Origin of the sequence: Micromonospora sp. WMMD1219, from assembly GCF_049315215.1 — a bacterium.
GTDB lineage: Bacteria > Actinomycetota > Actinomycetes > Mycobacteriales > Micromonosporaceae > Micromonospora > Micromonospora tulbaghiae.
The window spans coordinates 4,158,971-4,184,945 of record NZ_CP186057.1 but is presented as its reverse complement, the minus strand read 5'-3'; the positions used below and the strand labels follow the sequence as shown (position 1 = coordinate 4,184,945).

Annotated in this window: 25 protein-coding genes and 1 riboswitch; of the genes, 8 read left to right on the top strand and 17 right to left on the bottom strand. The window is 67.0% G+C overall.

Annotation, left to right across the window (positions count from 1 at the left end; translation table 11 throughout):
- Positions 1-405: 405 nt before the first annotated feature.
- Positions 406-798 carry a hypothetical protein gene (locus ACN27C_RS19960; RefSeq protein WP_120569280.1) on the top strand — a complete coding sequence of 131 codons (393 nt, stop codon included), beginning with the start codon at positions 406-408 and terminating at the stop codon, positions 796-798.
- 933 nt (positions 799-1,731) lie between these two features.
- Here ACN27C_RS19960 and ACN27C_RS19955 read toward each other — a convergent pair.
- Positions 1,732-2,370, bottom strand: coding sequence for a response regulator (locus ACN27C_RS19955; protein ID WP_244933451.1), 639 nt, complete (start codon positions 2,368-2,370; stop codon positions 1,732-1,734).
- A 19-nt stretch (positions 2,371-2,389) separates the two neighbouring features.
- Positions 2,390-3,694 carry a sensor histidine kinase gene (locus ACN27C_RS19950; RefSeq protein WP_422747358.1) on the bottom strand — a complete coding sequence of 435 codons (1,305 nt, stop codon included), beginning with the start codon at positions 3,692-3,694 and terminating at the stop codon, positions 2,390-2,392.
- 138 nt (positions 3,695-3,832) lie between these two features.
- Here ACN27C_RS19950 and ACN27C_RS19945 point away from each other — a divergent pair, with 138 nt between their 5' ends.
- Together ACN27C_RS19945 and ACN27C_RS19940 are read left to right on the top strand one after the other, a co-directional pair.
- On the top strand, positions 3,833-4,663 hold the full coding sequence (locus ACN27C_RS19945; protein WP_422747356.1) for a hypothetical protein: 831 nt from the start codon (positions 3,833-3,835) through the stop codon (positions 4,661-4,663).
- Between the two features lie 1,535 nt (positions 4,664-6,198).
- Positions 6,199-7,035, top strand: coding sequence for a peptidoglycan-binding domain-containing protein (locus ACN27C_RS19940; protein WP_120569273.1), 837 nt, complete (start codon positions 6,199-6,201; stop codon positions 7,033-7,035).
- A 479-nt stretch (positions 7,036-7,514) separates the two neighbouring features.
- On the opposite strand, the gene pruA is transcribed toward ACN27C_RS19940, so the two are convergent.
- The 10 genes from pruA to ACN27C_RS19890 form a co-directional block, all read right to left on the bottom strand.
- Positions 7,515-9,140, bottom strand: a complete 1,626-nt coding sequence (gene pruA, locus ACN27C_RS19935) for an L-glutamate gamma-semialdehyde dehydrogenase (protein WP_422747353.1) — start codon at positions 9,138-9,140, stop codon at positions 7,515-7,517.
- Between the two features lie 18 nt (positions 9,141-9,158).
- A complete protein-coding gene (locus tag ACN27C_RS19930) occupies positions 9,159-10,088 on the bottom strand; it encodes a proline dehydrogenase family protein (RefSeq protein WP_120569271.1) in 930 nt (309 codons plus the stop codon).
- A 25-nt stretch (positions 10,089-10,113) separates the two neighbouring features.
- Positions 10,114-11,049: a carbon-nitrogen hydrolase family protein gene (locus ACN27C_RS19925; RefSeq protein WP_120569270.1), complete on the bottom strand. Its 936-nt coding sequence runs from the start codon at positions 11,047-11,049 to the stop codon at positions 10,114-10,116.
- A 38-nt stretch (positions 11,050-11,087) separates the two neighbouring features.
- Positions 11,088-12,326, bottom strand: coding sequence for a metal-dependent hydrolase family protein (locus tag ACN27C_RS19920; RefSeq protein ID WP_162959063.1), 1,239 nt, complete (start codon positions 12,324-12,326; stop codon positions 11,088-11,090).
- Positions 12,327-12,342: 16 nt separating this feature from the next.
- Positions 12,343-13,020, bottom strand: coding sequence for an ABC transporter ATP-binding protein (locus ACN27C_RS19915; RefSeq protein WP_244933291.1), 678 nt, complete (start codon positions 13,018-13,020; stop codon positions 12,343-12,345).
- Between the two features lie 4 nt (positions 13,021-13,024).
- A complete protein-coding gene (locus tag ACN27C_RS19910; protein ID WP_162959062.1) occupies positions 13,025-13,828 on the bottom strand; it encodes an ABC transporter ATP-binding protein in 804 nt (267 codons plus the stop codon).
- Positions 13,825-14,772 (bottom strand): branched-chain amino acid ABC transporter permease, encoded by a 948-nt coding sequence (locus tag ACN27C_RS19905; protein WP_358177778.1) that lies wholly within the window; start codon positions 14,770-14,772, stop codon positions 13,825-13,827. The genes ACN27C_RS19910 and ACN27C_RS19905 overlap by 4 nt, the downstream gene beginning before the upstream one ends.
- 77 nt (positions 14,773-14,849) lie before the next feature.
- Positions 14,850-15,725, bottom strand: coding sequence for a branched-chain amino acid ABC transporter permease (locus ACN27C_RS19900; protein WP_120569265.1), 876 nt, complete (start codon positions 15,723-15,725; stop codon positions 14,850-14,852).
- A gap of 59 nt (positions 15,726-15,784) precedes the next feature.
- Positions 15,785-16,996, bottom strand: coding sequence for an ABC transporter substrate-binding protein (locus ACN27C_RS19895; RefSeq protein WP_120569264.1), 1,212 nt, complete (start codon positions 16,994-16,996; stop codon positions 15,785-15,787).
- Positions 16,997-17,021: 25 nt separating this feature from the next.
- Entirely contained in the window at positions 17,022-17,504 is a 483-nt protein-coding gene (locus ACN27C_RS19890; protein WP_421498320.1) for a hypothetical protein, read from the bottom strand.
- 139 nt (positions 17,505-17,643) lie between these two features.
- Here ACN27C_RS19890 and ACN27C_RS19885 point away from each other — a divergent pair, with 139 nt between their 5' ends.
- A complete protein-coding gene (locus ACN27C_RS19885; protein ID WP_422747347.1) occupies positions 17,644-18,234 on the top strand; it encodes a TetR/AcrR family transcriptional regulator in 591 nt (196 codons plus the stop codon).
- Positions 18,235-18,355: 121 nt separating this feature from the next.
- On the opposite strand, the gene ACN27C_RS19880 is transcribed toward ACN27C_RS19885, so the two are convergent.
- Complete coding sequence (locus tag ACN27C_RS19880) at positions 18,356-18,742, bottom strand: MerR family transcriptional regulator (protein WP_422747345.1); 387 nt, start codon at positions 18,740-18,742, stop codon at positions 18,356-18,358.
- 51 nt (positions 18,743-18,793) lie between these two features.
- Between ACN27C_RS19880 and ACN27C_RS19875 the strand changes: the two genes are divergently transcribed.
- The gene (locus ACN27C_RS19875) at positions 18,794-19,582 is read left to right on the top strand and encodes an MBL fold metallo-hydrolase (protein ID WP_421498321.1); all 789 of its coding nucleotides are present in this window, start codon (positions 18,794-18,796) and stop codon (positions 19,580-19,582) included.
- Between the two features lie 119 nt (positions 19,583-19,701).
- Here the strand turns inward: ACN27C_RS19875 and ACN27C_RS19870 are convergent, their stop codons facing one another.
- Complete coding sequence (locus ACN27C_RS19870; RefSeq protein ID WP_422747343.1) at positions 19,702-20,349, bottom strand: hypothetical protein; 648 nt, start codon at positions 20,347-20,349, stop codon at positions 19,702-19,704.
- A gap of 238 nt (positions 20,350-20,587) precedes the next feature.
- On the opposite strand from ACN27C_RS19870, the gene ACN27C_RS19865 reads away from it, so the two are divergent.
- Positions 20,588-20,653, top strand: a complete 66-nt coding sequence (locus ACN27C_RS19865) for a hypothetical protein (protein ID WP_244933449.1) — start codon at positions 20,588-20,590, stop codon at positions 20,651-20,653.
- Between the two features lie 521 nt (positions 20,654-21,174).
- Positions 21,175-21,394, bottom strand: a riboswitch (cobalamin riboswitch).
- 535 nt (positions 21,395-21,929) lie between these two features.
- Here ACN27C_RS19865 and ACN27C_RS19860 read toward each other — a convergent pair.
- From ACN27C_RS19860 to ACN27C_RS19850, 3 genes are all read right to left on the bottom strand, one after another.
- Complete coding sequence (locus ACN27C_RS19860; protein WP_120569260.1) at positions 21,930-22,190, bottom strand: superoxide dismutase; 261 nt, start codon at positions 22,188-22,190, stop codon at positions 21,930-21,932.
- The gene (locus tag ACN27C_RS19855) at positions 22,187-22,810 is read right to left on the bottom strand and encodes a superoxide dismutase (RefSeq protein ID WP_120569259.1); all 624 of its coding nucleotides are present in this window, start codon (positions 22,808-22,810) and stop codon (positions 22,187-22,189) included. The genes ACN27C_RS19860 and ACN27C_RS19855 overlap by 4 nt, the downstream gene beginning before the upstream one ends.
- A gap of 498 nt (positions 22,811-23,308) precedes the next feature.
- Positions 23,309-23,947, bottom strand: a complete 639-nt coding sequence (locus ACN27C_RS19850; RefSeq protein ID WP_422747340.1) for a hypothetical protein — start codon at positions 23,945-23,947, stop codon at positions 23,309-23,311.
- A 1,090-nt stretch (positions 23,948-25,037) separates the two neighbouring features.
- Between ACN27C_RS19850 and ACN27C_RS19845 the strand changes: the two genes are divergently transcribed.
- Positions 25,038-25,640 (top strand): cytochrome c oxidase assembly protein, encoded by a 603-nt coding sequence (locus tag ACN27C_RS19845; RefSeq protein ID WP_422747338.1) that lies wholly within the window; start codon positions 25,038-25,040, stop codon positions 25,638-25,640.
- Positions 25,523-25,921, top strand: a complete 399-nt coding sequence (locus ACN27C_RS19840; RefSeq protein ID WP_422747336.1) for a cytochrome c oxidase assembly protein — start codon at positions 25,523-25,525, stop codon at positions 25,919-25,921. Before ACN27C_RS19845 ends, ACN27C_RS19840 begins: the two co-directional genes overlap by 118 nt.
- The last annotated feature ends 54 nt before the right edge of the window (positions 25,922-25,975 follow it).

Genomic DNA, 25,975 nt, shown 5'->3' with positions numbered 1-25,975 from the left:
TGCGCAAGGAGTCTCCGGCGGAGGCACCGCCGCCCTCACACGAGCGCCCCGCAAAGGGAGCAGGCCACCAGGAAGAGCAGCGGGGCGATCAGCACATGCGACCGACCACCCCGCCAAACCCGGGCGCGTTTCTCCACCACCACAGACCACGCCCGGAGCCCCTCACCAGAGCGAGGCATCCTACTTTCCCAGGTCCCAGCCCTGTTTCGCCAATCCTTCCGACATGCCATCCGGCCATAGCCTGAGGTCGCAGGAGTCAACCGTCAAGCCGCATCGGCGCGGCTAGCATGGCGCTTGCTCCGGAGGAACGGTCGAAGCTATTGAGATACGGTCCGTCCGGGTCATAGCCAGATCCTATGGCGTGGCCAGATGGGAGGTTACAGTGGCGCGTCCTACCGTCCGAGAATGAACTTCCTTTTCCGCTTCCGGCGCCCCGGCCCGCTCCGCATCAGAGTCGGCAGTAAGGGCCGGGTGAACGCAGACGACTACGACGGCTCTTTTCCGGCCCCCGACGGGATTGCTGGTGGCCGCCACGTTCACAAGGGCATCTTCTTTCCGATCACGCTGGAGCAGTTCATCAGGCAGGCTCATGCAGAGGGGTTCACTGTCAAGGTGTGCCGCGGCAGGTCTGCGACAGTCGAGCGGCGATGGATGGCCGGACACATCACGGTCGTGCCGGGTCGCGGGGTGGTGATGCGGCGGACTCTGTCGACCTGGCAGATCCTTTCGTTGGCCGGTGTGGTGCTGCTGCCGATTGTCTGCTGCCTTCCGGGCTACCTGTTCATCGTGAGCCACTGACCCCTGACACACCGAAGCGGTCCAAGCCGTGCAAGGCTGCCCTCACCTACGATCGACGCCCATAGACGGATTCGCGACGCCTACCCGCCGAACTGGCTGCTCGCGGATCGTACGAACACCGAGGAGCGCGACCGGATGAGCGTCGCTTGGTCCAGGATCGGTCACCAGGTGCGTACGGTGCGCCACCAGGCACGATGGCTGTTTGCCTTACCCTGCCGTCGGCTGATTACGGTGGTGACCGCGCTCGGGGTGGCGGTGGTCCTCGATGGCTTCGGTGCCGCAGCTGGCACGTGGACGGCTTCGCGTACTGCGGCCGGCCTACCGCACGACGCGGCACTCGCGGATCTGTCGCAGCAGGCCTCTGGCGGGTCCCCCTCCCTCAGATCAGACGGCAGACTTCGCCCTGGACCGAGCCGAGAATCTACGTGACAACCGCCACGGATGCCGGCTGGGACGCCGAGAAGGGCCGGATGCGATTCACCTGCCCCGCGCACCGTCTCACTGTGGCGGCGCTGACCGGCACGACCCTGCTCGTCTTCACGACCCCGGCCGCCGCCCTATACCTCAACCTCCTCCGTCTGCTTCGCCCACACACCGAGACCACCGGGCCGATACCTACCGTGCACACCGCCCTTCTGCACGGGCCGTACTGGGCCAACGCGCCAGCCTGGCTCATCCCGACCCTGACTTTCGGGGGCGCGCTGCTTGCCGTCGTCACAGTGAGCCTCACCATCTGGCGACGGCCCTCCGCTCTGCCTCAGCTAGGAGTTCCTTAACTTCCTCCCTCCCATCGACCAGTTGCGCGAGGCGAACGTGATGATCCCCGGGTGTTCCTCCCACTCCTCGCGAGAACCGTGATCCACCTCGGAACGGACCATAGCGTTCTGCGAGTTCCGCCGTATGCGACGCTGCCCTGGCCCCGCTCCGAGGCTTTCATCGAATCTGGCCCCGGAGGTCCCACCGGTCCTCCCTGACTCGGTCGGCCAGATCGAGCTTTGTCCGGGTTGGGCGGCCTACCTCGGTGTACTTGCGCTTGACCCGCTCCAGGTACTCTCGTGCGGTCCCGTACGCGACGCCCGCCCGCCGCGCCGCGGCGGCCAGCGTGGCCCCCGACGCATACGCGGTAAGCACGGCCCGCTCCTGCGGCGACAACTTCGGCCGGTCGGTCCGGGCGTCCCGGCTGAGCACGAACGCGAGTTCCGGGCTGATCGCCGATCCACCGGCCGCCACCTCGCGGACCGCGTCGACCAGCACGTCGAGGGCGTGGTTCTTGGTCAGGTAGCCGGCGGCGCCGGCGCCGATTGTGGCAAGCACGTTGTCAGCATCGGGGACGGTCGAGACCACCAGCACCCGCGCGCCGCCCGCCCGAACGCGGGCCACGTTGTCGGCCGGGACTGTGTGATCGCGCAGGTTGAGGTCGAGCAGCACGACGTCCGGCGGGGTGCCTTCGTCGAGGGCGTCGAGGTACTCCTCGACTGTGGCAGCGGTGGACACCAGGAGGATGTCCTCCATTGGCGCGAGCCAGGTGCGCAGTCCGTCAAGCAACATGCGGTCGTCGTCGATCGCGGCCACGGTGATCAATCCAGCCTCCTTAGCTGCCGGTCGGCGTCGACGCGCCGGCCGGCCAGGTCATTTCCACGGTGGTGCCCAGTCCGGCGCCGCTGTCGACCCGCACCTCGCCGCCGACCTCACCGATCCGCTCACGCACTGATCGGGACAGTCCCAGCCTCGGGCGGACCCGGTCCGGGTCGAAGCCCCTTCCCCGGTCGGCAACCGTGACCCGCAACGATGCCGGGTCGCGCTCATCGTCATCGGCCGTGAGCCCCACCACCGTCACCCAGGCGGTGGAAGTTCCGCTGTGCCGGATCACGTTGTTGAGCGCCTCCCGGACTGCGCCAGCGATCGCGCGCACCACGTCCGGCGGAACGTCCTCGGGAACATCCGTGATGTGACGATGCACCGTCAGCCCGGTCGGTGCCAGTTCTCGGGCGAGCCCAGCGAGCTCCCCGACCAACCGCAGCCCGATGGTCGACCCGGCGGACGTGATGAGACCGCGCAGGTGCTCCGCGTCGGCAGCGAGCCGCTGCCGCACCGCCGGGTCTCCGGCGTCAACCGCTCCCCGGACTAGACCATCTATTATGGGTAGGACCGTGTCGTGCAACGTGCGGTGCTGTTGGGCTAACTCGGCGACGTGTGCGGTGTGCGCCGCAAGCCGCCGCCGGGCCTCGGCAAGCGCCGCCTCCGCGTCCGCCGCCCGTATCTCGGCGGCATCCGCCCGTACGGCCGCGGACCGCGCTCGCTGCTCCGCGTGGCGCAACGCCCGGACCACTAGGCCCGCAGCCACCGGCATGCCGACGAGGATCAGCAGGTTCGCTGCGGCGCCGGACAGCGCCACCAGGCCGAGCGAGACAGTGCCGTGCACCCCAAGCAGGTACGCAATCGCCAGCGCGGTGCACCAGGCGGCGGCGCGTCGGGCCGAAAGCGCAAAGGCGACGGTCAATCCGGCGCCGATCGCGGCCGGCAGCGCCGGATGGCTGAACCCGGTACCCGCCCCGGGACGGGTAAGCAGGCCACCGGCCAGGAGTGCCATCACCGCCACCGCCGCGTCCAGTACCGCGACCGTAGGGGGCACCGCCCGCTGACGCCACACCGCGGCAAGCACCCCGACTACAGCCAGCGTCTGTACCGCATACACGGTTGACGCGCCGAGCATTGAGTGCAACCCTGCCGTACCGCCGGTCAGGACCGCGACAGGCCAAGCGGCGACCTGGCAGAGCCGCACCGCGACGAGCAGCCCGACCAGGCCGACGGCAAGCGGCGGCTGCTCGGCCGCTGGCGGCGGCGCTCCGGACATGGATCGGACGGCGGATGCGGCGGCGGTGGCCGTGACGGTCATGGCACCAGCATGCCGAACCCGGTTCGGAACATGTCGGCAGGAGTGCTGACAACAGTTCGTCGGTCATGCGTTGACCTACGCGTGAGCGGCATGATTGGGGCGGCTTCACCGACTCTCGTAATACCGGAAGGGACACCGATGGAACAGGTTCAGACCAGACGGACGCCGCAGCAGCGGCTGGTGCCCGCGCTGGCCGGAATCGCGCTGCTGATCCCGGTGGCGGGCTGCGGAAACTCGACCGTGCCGGTGCGCGAACCGTCGAGCCCCGGCGTGACGGTCGCTACTAGCCCCGCGAACCCGCCAGCCGGGTCTGCGGCGGATCCGAGCCACGGCGAACGGGTGGAGGTAGATGGCCGGACCGTGCTCGGCGTTGCACCGGGGCTGGGCTTTCCCCCCGGCAGCAAGGTCGATACCGCTTTCGGCGCCCCGGGTGCCGCGACGGTCATCCTAACCGCGCCGCCGCCGGAGCAGGCGCTCTCTCACTACCGGAAGGCGGGCCCGACGTCGGGTTACCCCGTGCGCACCGACACGGGCGAGACGCTGCACCTCGTCGGGCGTGGATGGGTCGTGACGGTCATCGCCACCTCCCGAGACACCACCATCACGTTCGCCCACGACCAGCCAGCCGAGACCTCGGCCGCGCCACCACCAGAGGAGGGCACGGCGCTGACGGGCCGGGACCTGGGCGTGACGAATCTGCCGTTTAACTTCCGCTTCCCACCAGGCAGCCGGCTACGCGACCTGTCCGACAGCAAAGCCGGTGCACGTTTCACCCTGGTCGCGCCGGCGCCTGAGCGGGTGCTCGCTTTCTACCGGGCCTACTTGCCCACGGGGTTCTTCGAGGTCACGGCAGACCGGACCGTCGGCGGCATCACCACGATCACCTTCGACAAGGACGACGGCGAGTGGACCGGCACCATCGAGGCGACCAGTGAACGAGTCACCGTCACCACCGTCCGTCATCGATGAACGTTCTTCCGGCGCTCGGATGTGCAGGTTGTCAGCCTCCCCAGCGTGACGACAAACAGGGGCAATCACCAACCTGGTGGACGCAGCCTGTTAGCTGGCGCTCGATACGCCGGTGGACGGACAGCTTGGTGCTGAACCCGATCGCCAATCTCGCCGTCATCACATCGGGATGGCGGCGGCAAATGATCGGATCACGTCGGCCACGGTGGCCGCCAGGTCGGCCTCCGAAGACACACCCGCAATTGTCTCGGGGGCCGACCTGTCACCGGCCCCATACTGGCCGCCTGAACCACCGTTGAGGCAAAAGCCTTCACTGGCCAGCACCGGGTGGCCCAGCGAGATTCCAGGCCAGGTCAACTCCAGATCGAGCGCGTCCGCCCTCGCCAGGCAGGCGTAGCACCTAATGGCCGGCTAGCGAAGCAGGAACCCGAACCCGGCGGTCCGCTTGCCACGGGAGCCCGGTCCGCCAGTTGAGGCGGCGCCAGCCGACACCGTTAAATCGCACGCGCTGACTGCAGCACTTGATCACCTCTGTGCCTTCCACCGATCGACCAGAGCCGGCAGCTCCCGCCGCGGGCAGTCGTAGAAGTTTCGCATTTCGCCGAGGTGGCGGCCAGCCGGACTATCCTCCCCAGATCGCCGCGCCCCCGGCTCAGCCGCCTTTCGCATCACCTTGACCAGGTCGTTCTGCTCCGACATCAGGGACGCCAGGCGCCTTCGCGAAAGCGGAAGTGTTCTCGGCGACTGCCGGGGGCGGGCACCTTTTCGATCAATCCGACGGAGGTTAGCGATTCAATGCGGCGAGGCGCTGCCAAGATCCTTGGGGCTAATACGATGCTGGCGGATCCGCCAGCATCCGCTGTCCTGCTCGGCATGGCCCCGATGGACCGTGGGGCGCGCCGGGATGATGGGCGATGCCGGCAGGCAGAGGAAGGGAACCGTACACGCAGTCACACCGCAGCACCGATGGTCACCGCTGCGTCGTTTGGCGCGGTATCGCCGCTCTTTGGATAGCGGGAAGTAACCGGGCAGCTATGCCTCCAGGCGCAGGGAAGCTTCGGGCGCTCACTGACCTCCCGCCGAACCGATCGGGCTGGACGACCATCAGTCTTGCCAAGTCGGCGCGAATCTAAGATCACACTCGCCTATGCCGCCATCGAATTATCCGGTTATGCGAAGGTCCAGTACCGTCGACGAAGCGCGCTGCGGGCGGCTCCCCGAAGGGCCGCCCGCGATCAGGCGCGCAGCGCGAAGCCGGCTGGACAGACTTGGTCGCCGACGTACCGAGGTGTGACGAGACGGCGCCCGGGTCCGTCTCCAGCTCTGCATCGGATGAGCCAGACCGGTAACCGGTGAGGGCAACTGGTGCGCGGGTGACCTGCCGGAGACCCTGAGCAGGCCGCCGTGAAGATCGACCGATGGGCCGCCACCGCCGTGCCGAACGGCCACTGATCCGCTGCTGATGCCCTTGAAGCGTGGGACTTGACCAGCCGGTTCGTGCAGCAGACCTAGCAGACGAGCAATAAGGAGACGCTGTGACAACTGCACCTCCCAACCTCCTTGCGGTCCGCAAGCTGTTGCTGGCCCACCTCGACGTCGACAAGACCCGGGCTCGCGCCGACGACCTGGAATCGGCAGAGGTCGGCATCGTAGGCGACCCCGCCCACCGAGGCGGCTACCACTGCGGCTCAGATCGGGTCATCACTAACGACTACTCCGTCGTGGAGTCGTCTCGGGACCGCACAGGGCTGACCCGCTACGCGTCTGCGCTCGACGTTGGACAGTTCAAGGTCCGCTCTGGCGGCGCGACCCACAACCTGCGCACCTTCTCTACCTGGATTGTCACGCAATGCGCCGCGAACACGGCCGACACCCGCGATATCCGGGAGGTCATCTACTCCCCCGACGGACGCACAGTCCGCCGCTGGGACCGGCTAGGCAAGCGCAGCAGCGGCGACAACAGCCACGTGTTCCACACCCACTTCAGCTTCTTTCGCGACGCGATCAAGGCCGGCCGCGACCAGACTCGACTATTCCGCCGCTACCTCACCGAGATCAGGCTCATCGAAGGGAGCATTCAGATGTTCTGCAAACACGGCGACCGAGGCGAGAACGTCCGCGCTCTTCAGTACGCCCTCCACAACATCGGCTTCCCGCCGGGCACGATCGACGGCGCCTACGGCGATGCTACCGCCGCGGCTCTGAAGCAGGCCGAGGCATCCATCGGCGTGACCTCAGACGGCATGACCTACGACGCCGATTCCTACACCCGCGTCCAAGCCCTCTTCGTCAAACGGTTCTCCGGACAAAACGCACAGCAGGACGCCAATCCCGCCCTTATCACCACCCCGCCAACCCAACCTCGCCGATAGCCATCCGCACCCTGGAGGACGTCCAGAGAGCGCGGCCGGGCCAGGTCACTAGCTTGCGCGGCGCGCGCTTGCTGTAATTACTCATCGGACCGCGTGACCCGCGTCAACTTCGAAAGCGGGTGTGAACTGCGCCCTATCCGCGACCGCGCGCGACACCCGGGTTCCGCTGGCGGTCGCGGGCGAACGGAAACGCCCTCGCCAACAGGCGGGGGCGTTTCCCTTCCAGGGCTGGTGACGGCGAGTGGCGGTAGTGTTAGCCCGGGCCGAGAACATTGTCGGTGGCCGGGCCCATGCCGTCCGCCGTCGTCCTCATGCGCCGGTACGAACGGCGCGCGGCCGATTGCCGCCGCGCCCGAGCGTGGTCGGCCGCCAGTCTGGGGTATCGCCCAGATCGGGCACGGTATCCGTGCCGGGCGTCGCAAGGGGGTCTCGTCAAGTCGGAGCGTCAATCGCTCGAGCCGATGTGGCTGGCGCGCTTGTCAGCCCATGTGCGGGTATCGATAGTCTTTTGCAGGCACAAACGTCTCCTTGATCGAGCGCACGCTGGTCCAGCGCAGAAGATTCTGAGGGGACCCCGCCTTATCGTTTGTTCCGCTAGCTCGCCCGCCTCCGAACGGCTGCTGGCCGACCACGGCTCCGGTGGGCTTGTCGTTGATGTAGAAATTCCCAGCAGCGAACTCGAGTGCCTGTGTGGTCCGCGCGATGGCAGTTCGATCCTGCGCGATGATCGCGCCGGTAAGCGCATACCGACTTGCAGAATTGATGTGGTCGAGTAGGCCGTCATACGTGTCGTCCTCGTACACGTGTACCGCCAGGATCGGTCCGAAATACTCTGTGGTGAAGATGTCGTCGGTCGGGTCGGCGCATTCGATGACGGTGGGCCGGACGAACCAGCCATGGCTGTCATCGCAGGAGCCACCCGCGATGATCTCAGTCGATTCGGTGACTCGTGCCCGCTCGATCGCCTTCTGCTGCCGGGCGAAGGCGGGCCCATCGATGACTGCGCCCATGAAGTTGGATAGGTCGGTGACGTCGCCCATTGTGAGCGAGTCCACCTCGGAGGCAAAGTCGGTTCGCATCCGCGTCCACAGCGAGCGCGGGACGTACGCCCGCGAGGCGGCCGAGCACTTCTGCCCCTGGTACTCGAAAGCTCCGCGGATTAGCGCGGTCCGGAGCACGTCCGGGTCCGCAGAGGGGTGGGCCACGACGAAGTCTTTGCCGCCGGTCTCACCGACAAGGCGCGGATAGCTGCGATAGGTGTCGATCCGCTCCCCCACTCGCCGCCACAGCCGCTGAAAAGTACCGGTGGAGCCGGTGAAGTGGATGCCGGCGAGATCCGGGTCGGTGAGCGCCACATCGGTGACGGCAAGACCGTTCCCGGTCACCATGTTGATGACGCCGGGCGGCAGACCTGCCGCCTCCAGCAGGCGCATCGTCCACCATGCGCTGAGCTGCTGCGTGGGAGACGGCTTCCACACCACAGCGTTGCCCATTAACGCGGGCGCAGTCGGCAGGTTGGCGGCGATCGCGGTGAAGTTGAACGGAGTGATGGCATAGACAAAGCCCTCGAGGGAGCGGTATCCGGCGCGGTTCCATACGCCGGGCGCTGAGGCGGGCTGCTCAGCGAGGACCTGTCGGGCGAAGTGCACGTTGAAGCGCCAGAAGTCGATCAGTTCACATGCTGAGTCGATCTCCGCTTGAAACGCCGTCTTCGACTGTCCCAGCATCGTGGCGGCATTCAGGGTTTCCCGCCACGGCCCGGCGAGCATATCCGCGGCCTTGAGGAATACCGCGGCGCGGTCCTCGAACGATAGGCGGCGCCACTGTGGAGCCGCTGCCTTCGCGGCGGCTACGGCCGCCCTCGCGTCATCGTGACTGGCGTTGCCGAGAGTGCCAAGAATATGGCGTCGATGGTGCGGCTGCACTACGTCGAACCGATCACCGGAGCCCATCCGGCGACGTCCGCCGATGGTCATGTCGAGTTCCCAGCGGTCGCCGGCAAATTGGGTCAGCCTCTCGGCGAGGCGGGCCCACTCGGGACTGTGCGGAGCGTAGGACAGATTATGTTCGTTTACCGGTGCCGGGGTGCTGGCGATGGCGTCCATGGGGCGCTCTCCTGGTGGTCAGTTGCGGCTGGTGAGGGCGCGGAGGAAGAACAGTAGGTTCGCCGGACGCTCGGCGAGACGCCGCATCAGATATCCGTACCACTCTTCGCCGTAGGGCACGTACACACGAACCTGGTGGCCCTGGTCGGCGAGCCGCTGCTGCTCCCTCGGTCTGACGCCGAAGAGCATCTGGATCTCGTATCCCCTAGTCCCGCTGGCCCTGCTTGCACCGAGTTGGATACCGGCGGTGATGAGGTCGGGGTCGTGCGTCGCAAGCATCGGGTGCCCGGGTCCGGCCATGAGGATTTCCGCGCAGCGCAGGTACGCCTGGGTCACCTCGGCTCGGGATTGGTAGGCGACGCTTGCCGGCTCCCGGTAGGCACCTTTGCACAGCCGAACCCGTGAACCCGGGGTTGCGAGGTCACGGCAGTCCCCCTCGGTGCGGCGTAGGTACGCTTGGACAACGGCTCCGGTCTGCGGGAAGTCGCGCCTAAGCTGCGCGATGATCCCGAGCGTGGAGTCGGTGGTGGTGTGGTCTTCCATGTCGACGGTGACCGTTGTCCCGGCCATTTGCGCGGCGTCGCAGATCCGTGCCGCGTTGTCTAGGGCTACGGCCTCGCCGTCGACGGGCAACGCCTGTCCCAGTGCGGAAAGTTTGATAGAAACCTCCGTCTGGTCGGTGAGCCCGGCTGCGGCGAGGGAATCGAGGAGTCGCACATACTGGCCGGCAACGCGGACGGCGTGGGTCCGGTCGGTGGTGTCCTCGCCCAGGTAGTCGAGGGTGGCCATGCAGCCAGCAGCTCGGATTCTTCTGGATATGCGCACCGCCGCCGGGATGTCCTCTCCGGCGACAAAGCGCTCGACCAGCGACCTGGCCATCGGTGTGGCTTCGATCGCGCGTCGTGCCCGACGGTTGGCCGCGGTCTTCAGGATGGCCTGGCGGAGCAACAGGCGTGCCCTTCCGTGAGGAGTGTCAGTTGACTGAGCCGGGCGGGACAGCCGCCGGGCGGTCTGTGGGGGCGTAGAGGTCGGTCGAGACGATCGGGCCGTAGAGGTCTGGGCGCCGGTCCTGAAGAAGATTCAGGCCGAAGAAGCCCTCGGTGCGGCTGCTGAGCGTCGCGGCGTCGAGGTCGGCGGTGTGCGTGACGACGCCCTCTTCGTCGGTCAGCATCGCCACGACCTTGCCGAACGGGTCAACGATCTGGCTGTGGCCCCAGTAGTCGAGGCCTGCGCTATACGCGCCCTTCTCGCAGTGGTTGGACACGACAAGCCACATCTGGTTGAAGAACGCGTTCGCCTGCGCGCAGAGGTCCATCGCAAATCCGTGATAATCGTCGGCCGGATCGTGTCCCTTCATCGGCCAAGCAGTGGACATGAGCGCCAGTGTCGCGCCCTGGAGCGCGAAGACCCGCAGCAGTTCCGGGAAGGCCAAGTCGTAGCAGATCAGGCTAGCGGCGCGGCCGAACGGCAGGTCGAACACCGGGGTGGATTGGCCGGCGTTGAAGTAGGGAAACTCGAACGTGTTGTGGGTCTTGCGGTAGACGCCGACGACGCCGTCGGGGCCGATGAGCGCGGTGGAGTTGAGGATCACGTTGCCGTGTGCGGCACGCTCAGCGAGACCGAGCTGGATGAACATGCCGTGCTCGGCGGCCTTGACTCGAAGGGCTTCGGTGGCGGGTCCGGGCACTGGTTCCGACTCGCGGAAGTAGTATTGCTTTTGCGCGGCGACGCCCTTATCGCCGAGGCCGAACGCGAAGTCTGCGTAGCCCTGCAACCCGATTTCTGGCAGCACCAGCACGTCGACGCCCTTCGCGGCCGCCTCGTCGATCATCTCCAGGAACTTCGCCAGGTTGCGCGCCTTATCGTGCTCGATTTGCACGTTCGCCGCGGCCAGGGTCACGGGGGCCATGTGTTCCTCCTCTGTTGTGGTGGACTGATGATCTGTTGTCACGTGAGCTCGTACTTGACAAGGTCGCCGGCCTTGATGACCACGGGTACGGCGGTGGGCGCGGCGAACACGGCGATGTTCTCCCAGGGGTGGCCGTCGACGATGATCAGGTCGGCGAGCTTGCCGGTCTCGATGGTGCCGAGTCGGTCAGCCAGGCCGAAGAGCTCCGCATTGACGCGGGTCGTCGCAATCAGGACTTCCGCCGCCGGCATAATCTCCGCCTTCAGCGACAACTCCCGGTGCTTGTGCTCGAACATCGGGCCGAGCAGGTCCGATCCGCTGGCGATGCGAACTCCGCTGCGGTAGGCGTACTCCAGGGAACGGAGACCTTGCTCGTGTGCCATCCGGATCTTTTCCAGCGGCTCGGGTGCGACGCCGTGCTCGGCGCCTTGGCGATGCAGCAGCTCGTAGGTGGATAACGTGGGCACGAGGTAGGTTCCCTCTGCGGCCAGCAGCTCGGCGGTCTTCTCATCCATGAGGTTGCCGTGCTCAATCGATCGGACGCCGGCCTTCACACAGTTGCGGATCGCCGCGGAGGAATAGGCGTGCGCGAGGACGTACTTGCCGGCCGCAGTGGCGGTCTCCACCGCCATTCGTAGTTCCTCCGGGCTGTACTGGATCGTGTCGAGTTCGTCAGCTGGCGACATCGCGCCACCGCTGGCCATGACCTTGATCTGGTCGGCGCCAGTGCGGATGTTCTCTCGAACAGCCTTGCGGATCTCCTCGGGCCCGTCCGCTACGACGGCGCTCATGCCCACCTGCGAGCAGCATTCGACGGCTTTGCCGCGTTCAGTAGGGCGCCGCCAGTCGGCGTGGCCGCCGGTCATCGACAGCGCCGCGTTCGACACCAGCAGGCGGGGACCGAGGATGTCGCCTTGGTTAACGGCCTGACGGAAGCCCGCGTCGCAACCACCCGCGTCACGCACGGTGGTGTACCCCTGCAGAAGGGTGCGGGTCAGGACGCGGCCCATCTTCAGTGCCGCATGGCTGGTCTGGTAGTTGCGGTGCTGCTCGAGGATGTTCACGTCGATAGCGCCGATGTGCACGTGCGCGTCCATCAAGCCAGGCATTAGCGTCCGGCCTCCGCAGTCGATCACCTGGTCAGCTTTTCGCGGTACCTTCCCGCCGACGCCTACCTCCACGATGACTTCGCCGTCGACCACGACGGTTGCGCCCTCGACCGGTTCGGCGCCGGTGGCGTCGAACACCGTGGCATTGGTCAGTGCGATGGTGCTCAAGGAAAACCTCCGTCTTTCAGTGATGAACGCCAAACGCGTCGGCGACGAGCTGGTCGACATGCGCTTTGCTGTCGGTGTCGACGATCCGGTCGACGGCACCGACGCGCAGCAGCACGAGTTCGTCGGCAACGCCCGCAGCGCGGGTGACGCTCTGCTCCACAAGGAGCACTCCCATGCCGCGCGAACACAGCTCGGCGATATAGCCGTAAATCTCTTCGATCACGACCGGCGCCAGGCCGAGGCCGGGCTCATCGAGCAGCAGGTACTTCGGATCACGCAGCAGTGCCCGGCCGAGGGCGACCATCTGCTGCTGACCACCTGAGAGCAGGGACACCCTCTGGTATAGACGGTCACGTAACATCGGAAAAAGATCCAGCACATCGTCGATCCGGGACCGCTGTACGCGGCTCGCGCCGACGGTTAGGTTCTCCAGCACGGTCAGCTGGGACAGCAGGCCACGTCCCTCGTGCACGATCGCGATCCGGTGATCGGCAACTCGCCGGTGCGTAGGCGTGTCGGATATGTCGACACCGTCGACCTGTACTGCTCCCTCAGTACGGACCGCTCCTAGGATCGCCCGCAGCGTGGTGGTCTTGCCCGCACCGTTGGTTCCCACCAGCGCCACGGTCTCGCCCGGTGCGACGGTTAGGTCGACCCCGAACAGCGCCTGGGTACGCCCGTACCAGGCCTTCATGGAATCAAGCGTCAACACCGGCAGCCCTCCCGAAGTACGCGAGTTGCACCCGTCGGTCACTGAACACTTCTTCCGCAGCGCCGCCGCATAGGAAGGCGCCCGAGGCGAGGGCGATGACATAGGAGCAGAGGTTCCTGACCAGGTCCACGTCGTGCTCGACGACCACCATGGTCGACGGGTGGTTGTCATGGACCCGGGTGAGCACTGCGGCCAGCTCTTGTCGTCCTTCCTGGTCGAGGCCGGCGGCCGGCTCGTCCAGCAGGATCACCGACGGCGAGGAAACGAGGACTCTGGCGACCTCGACCAAGCGGCGGCTGGCGAACGGCAGCTCGTCTACCCGGCGGTGTGCGTGCCGACGGAGACCCAGCAGGTCCAGCACCTCGGCCGCCGCGGTGACGGCCCGGCGGTGGGCGCGCCACTGCGCGGGCAGCGCGAAAAACTGGGTAAGCGCACTGGGTTGTGCGAGCCGCTCGGTGCCGATCAGCACGTTGTCCCACACGGACTCGCGTTCCAGCAGTCGCACGGTCTGGAACCCGCGGACGACACCGGCGAGCGCCCGGCGGCGAACCCCGAACGCAGTGATGTCGCGGTCGCCGACGTGCACGCGTCCTTCGGCGATGGGGGTGTACCCGCTGATGGCGTTGAGCAGGGTGGTCTTGCCCGCCCCGTTCGGGCCGATCAGGCCGCTGATCGCGCCGGCCGGCAGGGTCACCGTGATGTCGCGTAGCGCGTGGAAGGCGCCGTAGCGGACCGTCAGGCCTTCGGTTCGGACGGCCGGTGGGGTGAGGGTGTTGGCGGACGCGCTCATCTGACTCCCTCCTGTGGGTCGCGGACGCCTTTGAAACGCCGCCAGGCGCCGCGCCCCAACCCGACGATCCCGTCGGGCACAGCAAGTGCCACGATCGCCAGCAGGGCGCCACCGACGATCGGGTAGAGGTTGGGCTGGCCGGCAAGCGTGAACAGCTCGGGCACCAACACGATGTATGCCGCGCCGAGCCATGCTCCGATGACCGTCCCTGCTCCCCCGATCACCACGGCGACGAAGAGGTACACCGATGCGAACAGGTCGAAGTCGGGCGGCGAAATAAACCCGGTGATCGCGGCGTACAGCCAGCCTGCGACGCCGGCGTACACCGCGCTGATCAGGAATGCGGTGATCTTGGTGCGGGCCACTGCCACGCCGACCGACTCCGCGGCCAGCTCGGTGTCGCGGACGGCGAGCATCCGGCGACCCAGCTGCGTGCGGCCGAGGTGCGCGGCTAGAGCGGTCGCGACCACTGCCGGAACCAGAGCGATCAGGTAGGCGTGCAACGGCTGGCTGGAGTCCAGCCGCCCGATGACCAGCGGGTCGACTGACACGCCCTGGGTGCCACCGGTGAGGTCGGCGGTGTTGCGGATCCACCAGGCGAGTAGTTCGCCGAACGCGAGCGTCACAAGCGCCAGCCGCAGGCCGGACAGTCGCAGCGTGGGCACAGCGACTACCAGCGCGGTAATCAGCGACACCGCGGCCACGGCGGAGAGCTGGACTATCGGGCCATGGCCGAACGACCCGACCAGGTAGGTGGTATAGGCGCCCACGCCCATGAAAGAGGCGTGCGCCAGCGACATCTGTCCGGTACGCCCGTACAGGACGTCTAGACCCATCGTGGCGATCGCGAACGCCAGGACCTGCGCCGCCATGAAGACCCAGTAGTCGTCGAACAGCAGTGGCGGCACTGCGGCGATCGCAATGAAGGCGACCACGCGGGTCATCAGGCGACGCGATTGCCACCCTTCGCGCCCGTGAGGGCTTTTTGCCTCGCCCCGGGGCCGTTTCAAGATGGCGCTTGTCATGCCCGCACCTCATTCCGCTCGTTGACGAACCGCTTCGGTACCAGCGCCAGGACAAGGATGATCAGCAGGAAGACAGCTGGTGTGCCCGCGCTCGCACCGAGCCAGAAGACGGTGAGCGACTCGTACACGCCGATCGTCACGGCGACCGCCAGCGGTAGCCAAAACCGGTCGAGGCCGCCGATCATCCCGGCGATGAACGCCTTGATCAGGAACGGCGTCATATAGAACGCGTCGACCGACAGCCGGCTGGCGACCAGTACTGCGACAATCGCTCCCAGCGCGCCCGCCACCGCCCAGGTGGCGGTCCGTAGAGCCCGGACGTTCACACCGGCGGATTGCGCGATGTCGGCGTCCTCTGCGCTGGCGCGCAGCGAGGTACCGAGGCTGGTCCGGTTGAGCAATAGGTTTGCCACCGCGATGATTGCGATGGTTAGGCCCACCACGATGCCGTCGTTGACACTGAATACGACGCCTGCGATCTGGGTGCGGGTGTCCGCGCCGAGCGACACGAAGGTGTGCGCGTTGGCGTCGATCAGCTGTTGCATGACGGCCGTGATGAGAAGGAAGACGCCGAGCGTGACAACGAGGTCCAGTCCTGGTCGCCCTGGCGGGATCCGGCGGATGGCGATGTAGTCGATGGCGCTGTTGACAGCTACCGCGAGAACGACGCCCACCGACAGCGCCACCGGCACCGGCAGCCCTTGCTCCGCGTAGAGGAACCACGCGCTGAAGGAGGCGATCATGCCGACCTGCCCGTAGGCAAAGTTGATGCTCTTGCTGACCTGGAAGACGATCAGCACGCCCAGCAGGAACAACGCGTAGAGGCTGCCGGTCGTGATTCCGCCGACGAGGATCTGACCGAGGTCACCCATCTGGACTCCTGGTCTCGTACGGGCTGAGGGCGGGGCGGGGCGGCCCCGCCCTCAACCGATCAGTTCTGCAAGGACTGCGTCTCTTCGAGGACGACCAGCTCGTTGCCCTTGATCTGGCCGATCCCGACCGCGTCGACGCCCGCGCGGTCGCCCTCGCCCCAGCTAACCGGCGGCAGGATGCCGGTCTCGAACTTGTCGAACGACTCCAGCGCCTTGATCACACAGCCACGGGACAGGCTCTCGGCACGCTTCAGCGCCTCGGCGGTGAGCTGCGCTTGCACCCAGCCCAACTCGTTGAACTTGCTCGGCGCCTTGCCGGCCTGCATGGTGAAGTCGGCGACGAACTTTTTCACCTGGGCGTTGTCGCTCGTCAGAGATGCGGTCTCCAGCGCCACCAGCATGTTCTGTGACAGCGCCCCGAACTCCTTGATGTAGGAGTCGTCGCTCATGCCGGCCCAGGCTGCCGTCTTCGGGGAGTACCCGATGCGGGACATGGCCTGGAGCAGACCGCCGGTGTCGGCGTTCGTGAGGATGAGGAACACGTACTCGGCGTTGGACTGCTTGAGCTGGGTGGCGATGGGGGTGAAATCGGTGGTGCCCGGCGTCTCGGGTACGTAGAGCAGTTCGACACCCTTGCCCTTGAGCGCCTTGTCCATGCCAGCCTTGGCGTTGTCCCCGACGTTGCCGGAGACACCAACCAGGGCCATCTTCTTCGGCGTGCCCTGCTGCAGTACGTAGTTGGTCAGGATTTCGAATTCCTGGATGTAGTCCACCGTCGCCATGAAGATGTGCGGGTTCTTATCGCCGCCCAACTCGTCACTCGGGGCGTACGGCGCAATGGCCGGAACCTTCTTACGTTCGAGATACGGAACGGCGCCGAGGAAGTTCGGCGTGCCCTCGCCCCCGGAGACGACGAGGATCTCCTCTTTTTCGACCAGCTGGCGCATCTGCTTTTGGGCGGTCGAGGGGTCGTATGCGTCGTCCAGGATGATCGGTTTGATCTTCCGGCCCTGGACCCCGCCCTCGGCGTTGAGCTTGGCGTAATATGCCTCCTGCCCCTCCTTGGTGCCGATGCCTCCGGCAGCACCGGAACCGGAGAGCGGCATGGTGGCACCCACCCGGATCTCCTTGTCCGTGACACCTGGACCGACTCCCTTCGGGTCGCATTCGCTCGCCGACGAGCTCGACCCACCGGTCGCATTGCCGCAGCCGGCGAACAGCATGCTGGCGCTCGCCAGCGTGGCGGCCACCATCGCCCTTTTCAACCGCATGTCTACTCCCTTGTGCTCAGCTTGCTCATGGGCACACGTCAGCTGTTCCCGGCTGATCGGTGATCTCTAAGGAAAGGACCCGCCAGGAGATGGACAGAGCCACGTCTACAGCGGACTGGGTGCTGTGAATGGCGACGCCAGCGGAGTCGGAGGACAGCAGCTGGTACTCCCCGGCGCCTGCGGCGAACTGCAGGGTGCCCCCTGGCACAGCGATCTGCGCCCAGGGCCGGACTTCGTGGTCTACGGCTGGAGTCCAGTGAAGGCCAACGGAGTAGCCCGCCAGGAGGGGCAGAATCCCCACATGCACGTCCCAGAAGGATCTTCCCGCGAAGCCCACCGCAGCCCAGTACCAGCTCGCCCCTGCGGCTCGTAGCGCAACAGCCGCGAAGGATGGGTCGCCAATGAGATTCGGGCCCCACACCGCCCGCGCGCCAGCGCTGTCCGCGAGGATCGCCCGCACGCCGTCGTAGACGGCGCGCAGGCCACCTCCTGCTTCGCTATCGGACACGAGTCTCCCACCCCCTGCCGACCGACCAGTCGGTCCGTGTGGCAGGGGACGCTACCGGACCGACCAGTCGGTCCGGTAGAGTGAGATCGAAACGTAACCCGCCTTTTTCGGCCGGGCTAAGGCACGAAAGGGACGACGCATGCGAACGAGGAACGAAGACACGCGGGCGCGCATCCTCACCGCCAGCGCCGACCTATTCGCCCGCCAGGGCTACCACGGCACCGGCTTGTCCGAGTTACTCGATGCGGTCGGTTTGCAAAAAGGGGGCTTCTACCACCACATTGCCAGCAAGGAGCAACTGCTGCTGGAGATCATGCTCGATCCGATCGACCGCGTTCTCGCCAGCAGCGGGCACGTCCTCGGTGCGGCCACCGACGCCACCCGCAAGCTGCAACAGCTCGGCACCGACCTTGGCCAGGCGATGGCAGCCGACCTGGCCGCCTGGACCGTCTTCCTGCGTGAGTACAGCGCGCTCGGCGAAGACGGCAAGACTCAGGTCCTTCAACGCCGGCAGCAATACCTCAACCGCTGGCGGCGCGTTCTGGAGGAGGGGATGGCCAACGGTGAATTCCGCAAGCTCAACCTCGCCTTCGTCGAGTCGATCTTGGGCCTGTTCATCTACACGTTTGTCTGGGCCCGAGCCTCCGCGCCGCCCGAGGAACTCACCGCCTCGATTATGGAGGTGCTGATGCGCGGCGTATGCGAGTCCGCACCCCTGGAGCACATGTAAATCGAAACCCGCAAGGCCGTGCCAGCCTCCCTAGTCGCCACCGCCGCCCCGACCGATGGCTGCTCGAGGCCGAGCCAAGGCGACCAGCGAGAAGGGCGCAGGCGACGCGGGGCACTGGTGGTTAGGACACTGATGACACGAAGTCTTGACAAGCTGGACACTCCCGAACTACGGGGTGGGAGCATTCCAGGACGTGATCGAGGAAGTTCACGATCCGTTCGAGATGCACACGTTGCCGGTTGATCGCATCGCGCTGCTGAGCCACAAGGTGCTTACGCTCGCGCCGTTGGCCGTTCAGCAGTCGCGCGATCGCGCTGAGCGGCATGCCGGCGTGCTGGCACTTGAGCGCAATGGAGAGCGCATCCAGCAGACCCTGGTCGTACCGTCGGGCTCCGCTGGCGGTGCGGTACGGAGTGATCACCCCGATGGCCTCCCAGTGTCTGAGCAGGTGTGCGGAGACGCCGAGACGTTCCGCCGCCTCGCCGATTCTCAGTAGCTTGATGCACATGTGCCTATAGTCGTTGACTTCGTGTCGGCACGAACTTCTACTGTCCACCGAGTGCGAATTCACGAGCTCAACTGCGGCACCCTGAACGTTCCGGGCGGGCATGCCATCTTCGGGGTACCCCACTTCGTCTGCAGATGCCTCCTGATCGAGCTAGACGGCCAGCTCATCGCCGTCGACACCGGCATTGGATGCGCGGACATCGACTTCCCTCAACGTCGCCTAGGCGAAGACTGGATCGCGCAGGTCGAGCCAGCTCTCGATCGCGACGAGACGCTCAAGGCCCGGGTCATCTCGCTGGGCCGGGATCCACGGGATGTCTCGGACGTGATCTTGACTCATCATCACCGCGATCACGTTGGCGGCCTGGCTGACTTTCCGTTGGCCCGTGTTCATGCCACGACCGAATGTCGTTTGGCTGTGGAGAAGGGCGACGGACGTGTCATGTCTGTGTCTGCGCAGTGGGCGCACGATGTAACGTGGGCCTCCCCACCCGCTCCGGCGCCTCATTGGCGGGGGCAGTTCTCCTGGACATTGGAGGGCCTCCCGGCATCGATCCGTCTGGTCGCGCTGGCGGGCCACTCTCCGGGACACGCCGGCGTACTAGTCGACGAGGCAACCCAGGGGCAGAGTCTCCTGCACGTCGGCGATGCGGTCTATCACCACGCGCAGCTCACCTGCACCGCGCCGCCTGCAGTGGAGGCATTCGCCGCCTCGATACAACACGACCAAGCCGCCAGACTTCACACGCAGCGACTGCTGGCCAAGCTTGCAGTAGATGAGTCGGTACGCCTGGTCAGCTCGCATGACCCCAACCCTGTCAGCCAGCCCAGCCGCTCATGAACCTCCCGGAACCGGCGGAGGCCAGCGCTGACGGCAACGGCCGCGGCCCAAAGGCGGGGCAGCAGAGGCGGGTGTCGGGAAGGTCCGTGGGCCTACCCGGCACCCGATAGGCCGACTACTCAGCAGGCCGACCCGCTGGATCCCCGACCCGGGCCGAGATACCGAGCATATGCGCCGGCGGTGAAGAAGGCTGCAGATCCTCCCCTAGCGCGGTGTCCTCGACGATTCGCGCGGCCTGCCCCGGCGCGCTCGCGGCCGTCGGAGTCGCGGTCGACCTTCCGGCGGGCCAGTTCCTCAGCGAGGATGGACCGGACCAGTTCGTCAGTCACGGTGCCGTCGTTGGCCAGGGGCGTGGCGTGGTCAAGCCACTGCCAGATCTGGCAGCGGGCGATCTCCGCGGTGGCGCCGTCCTCCACGAGATTCCCCAGCGCCACCGCGCCGGCGCCCAAGCCAGGCGTCGACGTAGCCCCGCGCGACGGCGATGTTGGACCGCAGTCCAGCGGTGGCGACGATGACGTCGTCGCGGAGCCGGTCGAGCTCGTCCGGCGGTCGCCCAGCAGTACGTGGAACTCCTCCCGGCAGGTGGCGACCAGGCCCGGATGGGCGACCCCCGAACCGTCGAATCCGTCGCCGGCCTTTCGCCGCTTGTCCGCCCGCACCTCGGTCGACGGCTGTCTCATTGACCTTGGGATTCCAGCTGGGGATGAACACACGGCCATCCCGCCGATCGCATGCGCGCCACGCCGGTGAGGGGTGCTGACCAGCATTCGGTGCATGCGCGCATGAACGGTGCGGTCATGGTGACCTCGGAGCGATCTAGCAGGACGAAGTCCGGCCATCGCTCGAATTTCTTCTGACGGCGGCCGGCGACGCCGGTAGAACTCGACCTGCTCGGCTACCACTTCGCCATGGGAGGGGGGACGGGATGCCACCGGCTCAGCGCCCTACAGCGCCCGCGCGCGAGGGATACAGTTCTTCTTCATCCGGGTCGACCGCGTCGACAACATGTGCAAGCGCCAGTTCGCCACCGGCTTTACCTTCTCCCACACCGGCGGAACCTGCCCACTGTAGAACGTCTGCAAGGCGTTCAGCTCGCTCGGCCCAGTCATCGCCCAGGTCGCCGCGATGCCCGACAGCCGCGCCACTTGTGGATCGCCCGCACATCACCCGCCACCACGGCGGCTATAACCAGCCCGGCAAGGTCTACGCGGTCGGCCCGGGTGGCGAGGCCCGGCCCGCCAACCGTTTGGTCTACTCCGCCGGGATGGATCTGCACGCGGCGGAAGGCGCCACGCCAAATCGGCCTGGGCTGTGTGACTTGCTAACGGAAGACCTGCCCGCAACGGGCCGCCGCAGCGATCAGCCGCAGGCTCGACGTGGACGAGAATCGCAGCACCTTCATCCCGTACCCCTCAAGGGCTGGACCGGGCTCCGCCGGGCGGAACGGCGCGGCGTTCCGCCCGGCGGCTTAACGTCCGCGCAGCTCAGCCGCAGCGGCGGCCAGTTGCTGGAGGGACGCCTCGACCTCCGGATAGCCGCGCATCTTAAGGCCGACCCGGCCCTCCCGAGCGGCTGTCGGCGGCGCACGCCGGATGGTGTGCGCGGTGCGGGCAGGTCTTCGGACTGGCGGGTACGACCGGATTCGCCCGGTCTCCTCCTGGCCGTCGCTTCCCAGACCTCACGGTCCAGTGCTTCGTTGACGGCGGTCGCTCCCACTCACTGCTGCCGCGGCAGTCCCGGACTCGCACCGGGTTCCCTCTCACGTCGCCACGCCCTTGACAGGCACGGCGAACCAGCGCCGCTGTCCATCCTCTGGGGTGCTGAGCCGACGTGCCGGTGTGTCCGTCCTGCGGGCGGCGAGCCGTCGCCGCAGCGAGGCGTACCGTGCGGCGAGAGGGTGACGCAGGGGCCCGAGCGGTGGCTTGAGCGACGAGTTTGCGGCAGGCACCAGTCCGCCTCGCGCGGATCGAGGCGATCCACGCCGAGCAGAACTACATCGGCTACGCGTGTGAGCGTCTCACCGCTGCCCTAGATGATGACGGCCAGTGCCCAGACGTTGAAAGACCTTCATCGAGCGTGACACTGCCGCTGACACCGAACTTGGCACGCGATGGCCGCGGTCGAAGACGTTCGAGAACTTGAGGCAGCCCCGGGCCTTGCCAGCGATTGGGCGGGTTTGAATGGCCTTCTCGCTGATACCACGAAGAAGGCGATATCGCCGCTTCCTCGATGGCCGCGGACGCTGGGGCCGCTGGCGTTGCCTCGTCGGGTCCAAGTCGTCGGTGACGACTTGGAGGATGCGCCGCGAGGGTGGACGGGCGCGGCCACCGGGTCGCCAGACCCGTCGTCAGTCAGGCGGGGGCGGCGATGTGGTGGCCACGAGGAGGGTGAGTTCTCGCATCAATTCGTCTGGGGACTGGCCCGTCTGCGCGCGGACCAACCCCAGGGCGAGATCGGCGAGCAGGTAGAAGCCGAGGGTCCGGGCCTGTTCGGTCTCGAACGAAGCCAGGAGGGTCTCCGCGCCGGCGAAGTCACCGCGACGGCGGGCGGCGATGACACCACCGGCGCGTTGAACGAGGTCGGCCGCTACCGAGACGGGACCTGTCACGTCGATGAGGGCTTCGTCGTTTGCGCGCGGGCGGCGTCGAAACGGGCGGTGACGTCGGTCCAGTCGACCAGGTTCCACAGCCGGTCGACATAGTCCGGGCGCACGTTGCGGTACTGCAGGTAGTATGCGTGCTCCCAGGCGTCGAAGACCAGCAGTGGCGTAGAACCCTGACCGACGTTGCCGTGGTGATCGTAGACCTGCTCCACAATCAGCCGCCGCCCCAGCGGCTCCCAGGCCAGCACACCCCACCCGGAGCCCTGCACGCTCTTCGTGGCCGCCGACAGCTGCCCGGCGAAGCCGTCGAACGAACCGAAGTGCTCCTCGATCGCCGCGGCCAGCTCGCTCTCAGGGCGGTCGCCCCCGTTCGGGGACAGGTTGTTCCAGAAAATCGAGTGCAGCACGTGTCCGGACAGGTTGAACGCGAACGTCTTCTCCAACCCCACCAACGCCCCGAAGTCGCCCTTGTCGCGGGCCTCGGCGAGCTGCTCAAGGACATCGTTGGCGCCCTTGACGTAAGCGGCGTGGTGCTTGCTGTGATGCAGCTCCAAGATCTCGCCGGACATCGCCGGTTCGAGAGCGCCATAGTCGTACGGCATGTCGGGCAGCGAGTAGACGCTCACCAGCAACTCCTCACAGGATCGACGTCGGCGGCTTGTGGGGCAGTCACCCGGGCGAAAGGTGCGGATCATCGCATGCCCGGGCGCCCGCCTCCTGATGCCAGTATTCGGTAGTTACCAGAACTTTGCAACAAGGTCGTCGTGCGGCCAGGTTCCCGGGAAGGACGCGCTCCACCGTGCGTCGAGGTGGCCGAGCCGCGGCTAGCCACGTACTGCCCGGCTGGCTCCCGGTCACTGCTGTCGCCCGCCAGCCGGCATCGGCGCGCACGTGGCAGCTCGGCATCGCCCGGCGCATGGCCTTCGTCGCCGCTGATTGCTCGGGCCTGCGCCGATGTATACGGCTGCCCGCTCGTAACGACCCGCTCCCAGCAGCCCAGGCCACAAGATCTGGCGTCCGCTGCCAGGTCGGTCGACGGCGTCTCAAGAGGTGAGGCCGCCAGTTGGCTGGCGCTGACCTGCGCGCTGGCTACAGGCGGTGGGAACCGGCCGGGCCCCTCCCCGCTACCGCACCGCCCAACGCGGCGGCACCAGCTCGCTTTTGGCTGCGTACTCCACCGCCACCGGCCGCTCTGTCGCCGGAACCGGGTAGGTAATCCACCCGCGGACACACCGGCCCGGTGTCAACACTCTGGCCCTCCACGGATACTCCGGCTTCAGGAACGACTCATAACCAGTCTTCGACGGTTCGATCTGACCGGTGTCGGCGTACACCAGCACCCACGATGCATTGCTGACGCTGACCTGCCCCCCGGCGTAGTCGTCGTTGACGCACACCTTGATGTCGGCAGCCGCCCACTCGAATCCCAGCCGCCCGCCAGGGCGCGGCGCGGACCGCGCGACAGGCTGCTTGTATGCGTAAACAGTGGCGGTGACAACCTCGTCGGGGGACACATGGCTCTTCCCAAGCGGGAGCAGCCCTTCGGGACTGCTACTGGCACTGGATGTCGAGGCCGGCGTCACTGAGGGGCTGACTCCTGAGCTGGTCGGCGGCGCCTCCGGCTGGCCGCGAGATGCGATGAAGAAAGAGACGGCAGCGGCCACAAAGGCAGCAATGATCACGGCTAGGCCGAGGGTGGGCGACCGCCAGAAGGGGGCAGGCTTGCCCTCTGCCGCTGGTTGGCGCTGATCCGGTGTGGTCATGAATGCCCCCGCGCGGCGAGTTGCAGATAGTGGTCGGGCAGACACGCTACTGCCGGGTCCGCTGCCGTGCGCCCTCCTCGCGGCATTCGATATAGCGATAGGACGAGGGTCAGATCCTTGCCTGGGCCCGCCGGCCGCCCCCGGATCGCCCTCTCCACCGACCGCTGGCGCAACGCCGCTGGCAGCTGCACCTACCAGCTGCGACTCATGGGTGTGGACCAGTTCCCGCCCGTCCCCCGGCCGACGATCCGGCAAGCCGAGCAGACCACGCCGAGCGAGCGCGTGAGGTTTCAGCGGATCAACATGTGTCGTTGTGTGCCATGCTTCCCTCATGGAGCGCTATGTCCACCCTGACGACACCGACGACCCGACACCTCCGACGCCTGCCCGACGGGAGCCACTGCACCAACGGCTGGCGCGCTGGCTGTCGTCACTCATGGCTGATCGCGGACCCGCAAGACAATCACCGAACCTCATCCGCCATTCGGACGGAACCAGCGGCGCCGTTGTCTGTGGCAGTGGTGACGGCGGTGGTGATGGCGGTGGTGACGCCGGCGGGGGCGGGCAGTAGAAAGATCATTCAGGAGAGGCGCAACGCTCGTGGCGCGTCGAACGGCCCGGTTGGCAGGGTGTCGGACGCCCGGGTGACATCCCGGGCAGCACCGACCAACGCGAGGCGGCCGTGACGCTCGCACCGGCCAGTACGTCAGCTGCTGCTGACCCACCTCCGGTCCCGTGCTGGCAACTTGGAGCCGGTGTAGTAGGTCGACATCGCGGGAGCCCCGCCTACCGGGGCGGCTACCACTGCAGCTGCGACCGGGTCATCATGAACGACTACTCCGTGGTTCGAATCGTCCCGGGACCGGGCTGGCCTGAGCGGCTACGCCTCCGCCCTCGACGTCGGGCAGTTCGAGGTACGCTCTGGTCACGGACGCTGCCCGCGCTGCGGGCGGGCCGGCCGCGCGCGTTCGCCCGGCTGGCGGCAGGTGAAGTGGTCCTGTTCGCGGCGACCGTCGGGCTGGCCGTGGCGTAGTCGCGCAGCCCCACGCCGGTCGCCACGGGTCCGATCGACGCCGATCCGGGGACCGAGATGCTCGGCTTCCCGATGCCCGCCGCGCCCAGCGCTGGGAACCTGCTGAGCCAGCCGCTGCCGGACATGTTTGTGTTGGCTGTCGTTGCCTTCAGCGGTGCCGGATACCTGGCCGGTTTGCGCCGGGTGCGCAGGAGCGGCAGACCTGGCTGCTCGTCCGCGCCGCTAGTTGGCTCGCTGGCCTGGTCGTGCTCGCCGGGACCACCGGTCTTGGGGGTGGCCTGCTACGCGCACGTGCTGTTCAGCATGCACATGGCGCTGGCCACGCTGGTACCGACTCTCCTCGTCCGTGGGGCTCCGATCACGCTCGCCCTGCGCGCGCTACGCCGCCCTATCGACCCGCAGGTGCAGGGTGCGCGGGATTGGCTGCTGCCCGCCCTGCACAGCCGACCGGCGAAGCTGTTCACTTACCCGATCGTGGCGCTAAGCATCTACTCCGGCAACGTGTTCAGCCTCTACTTCGGCGACCTGCTCGGTGCGCTGACGTGCTCGCACCTGGGCCATCTGGCCATGCTCGGCGACGCGTCGTCTCCGGTCATCTGCTGTTCTGGGTGCTCATCGGCGTCGGCCCCGGCCCCCGGGTTCCGCATCCCATCATGGTGATCATCCATCTGGTCGCGATGATGGCGCACGGCGTCTTCGGCCTTGTGCTCATGCAGACCACAAACGTCATCGCCACCCGACTGGCATCTCGCCGTCCCTCCTGCATGGGCGCCTCCTTGTTGGATGGCCAGAAACGAGGGGCAGGCATCGCCCGGGCGTTCGGCGAGATCCCCGCCACCGCCGTCATGATCATCCTTGTTCGGCAGTGGATCCGCGCCGGCCAGCGCGAGGCGGCTCGGCGCGACCGTGCGCCGACCGCGCCGCGCCGAGGCCGATGGTGAGGAGGACGACCTCACCCGCTACGACGTCTTCCTCACCGCTGCCAGCCCGCACCG

Excerpts from the sequence above, each read along its gene's own strand:
- ACN27C_RS19960 (WP_120569280.1), top strand. The coding sequence starts at position 406 with ATGAACTTCCTTTTCCGCTTCCGGCGCCCCGGCCCGCTCCGCATCAGA.
- ACN27C_RS19950 (WP_422747358.1), bottom strand. The coding sequence starts at position 3,694 with ATGACCGTCACGGCCACCGCCGCCGCATCCGCCGTCCGATCCATGTCC.
- ACN27C_RS19945 (WP_422747356.1), top strand. The coding sequence starts at position 3,833 with ATGGAACAGGTTCAGACCAGACGGACGCCGCAGCAGCGGCTGGTGCCC.
- pruA (WP_422747353.1), bottom strand. The coding sequence starts at position 9,140 with ATGGACGCCATCGCCAGCACCCCGGCACCGGTAAACGAACATAATCTG.
- ACN27C_RS19925 (WP_120569270.1), bottom strand. The coding sequence starts at position 11,049 with ATGGCCCCCGTGACCCTGGCCGCGGCGAACGTGCAAATCGAGCACGAT.
- ACN27C_RS19915 (WP_244933291.1), bottom strand. The coding sequence starts at position 13,020 with ATGAAGGCCTGGTACGGGCGTACCCAGGCGCTGTTCGGGGTCGACCTA.
- ACN27C_RS19910 (WP_162959062.1), bottom strand. The coding sequence starts at position 13,828 with ATGAGCGCGTCCGCCAACACCCTCACCCCACCGGCCGTCCGAACCGAA.
- ACN27C_RS19905 (WP_358177778.1), bottom strand. The coding sequence starts at position 14,772 with ATGACCCGCGTGGTCGCCTTCATTGCGATCGCCGCAGTGCCGCCACTG.
- ACN27C_RS19900 (WP_120569265.1), bottom strand. The coding sequence starts at position 15,725 with ATGGGTGACCTCGGTCAGATCCTCGTCGGCGGAATCACGACCGGCAGC.
- ACN27C_RS19895 (WP_120569264.1), bottom strand. The coding sequence starts at position 16,996 with ATGCGGTTGAAAAGGGCGATGGTGGCCGCCACGCTGGCGAGCGCCAGC.
- ACN27C_RS19885 (WP_422747347.1), top strand. The coding sequence starts at position 17,644 with ATGCGAACGAGGAACGAAGACACGCGGGCGCGCATCCTCACCGCCAGC.
- ACN27C_RS19880 (WP_422747345.1), bottom strand. The coding sequence starts at position 18,742 with ATGTGCATCAAGCTACTGAGAATCGGCGAGGCGGCGGAACGTCTCGGC.
- ACN27C_RS19870 (WP_422747343.1), bottom strand. The coding sequence starts at position 20,349 with ATGCTGGTCAGCACCCCTCACCGGCGTGGCGCGCATGCGATCGGCGGG.
- ACN27C_RS19850 (WP_422747340.1), bottom strand. The coding sequence starts at position 23,947 with ATGACCACACCGGATCAGCGCCAACCAGCGGCAGAGGGCAAGCCTGCC.
- ACN27C_RS19845 (WP_422747338.1), top strand. The coding sequence starts at position 25,038 with ATGCTCGGCTTCCCGATGCCCGCCGCGCCCAGCGCTGGGAACCTGCTG.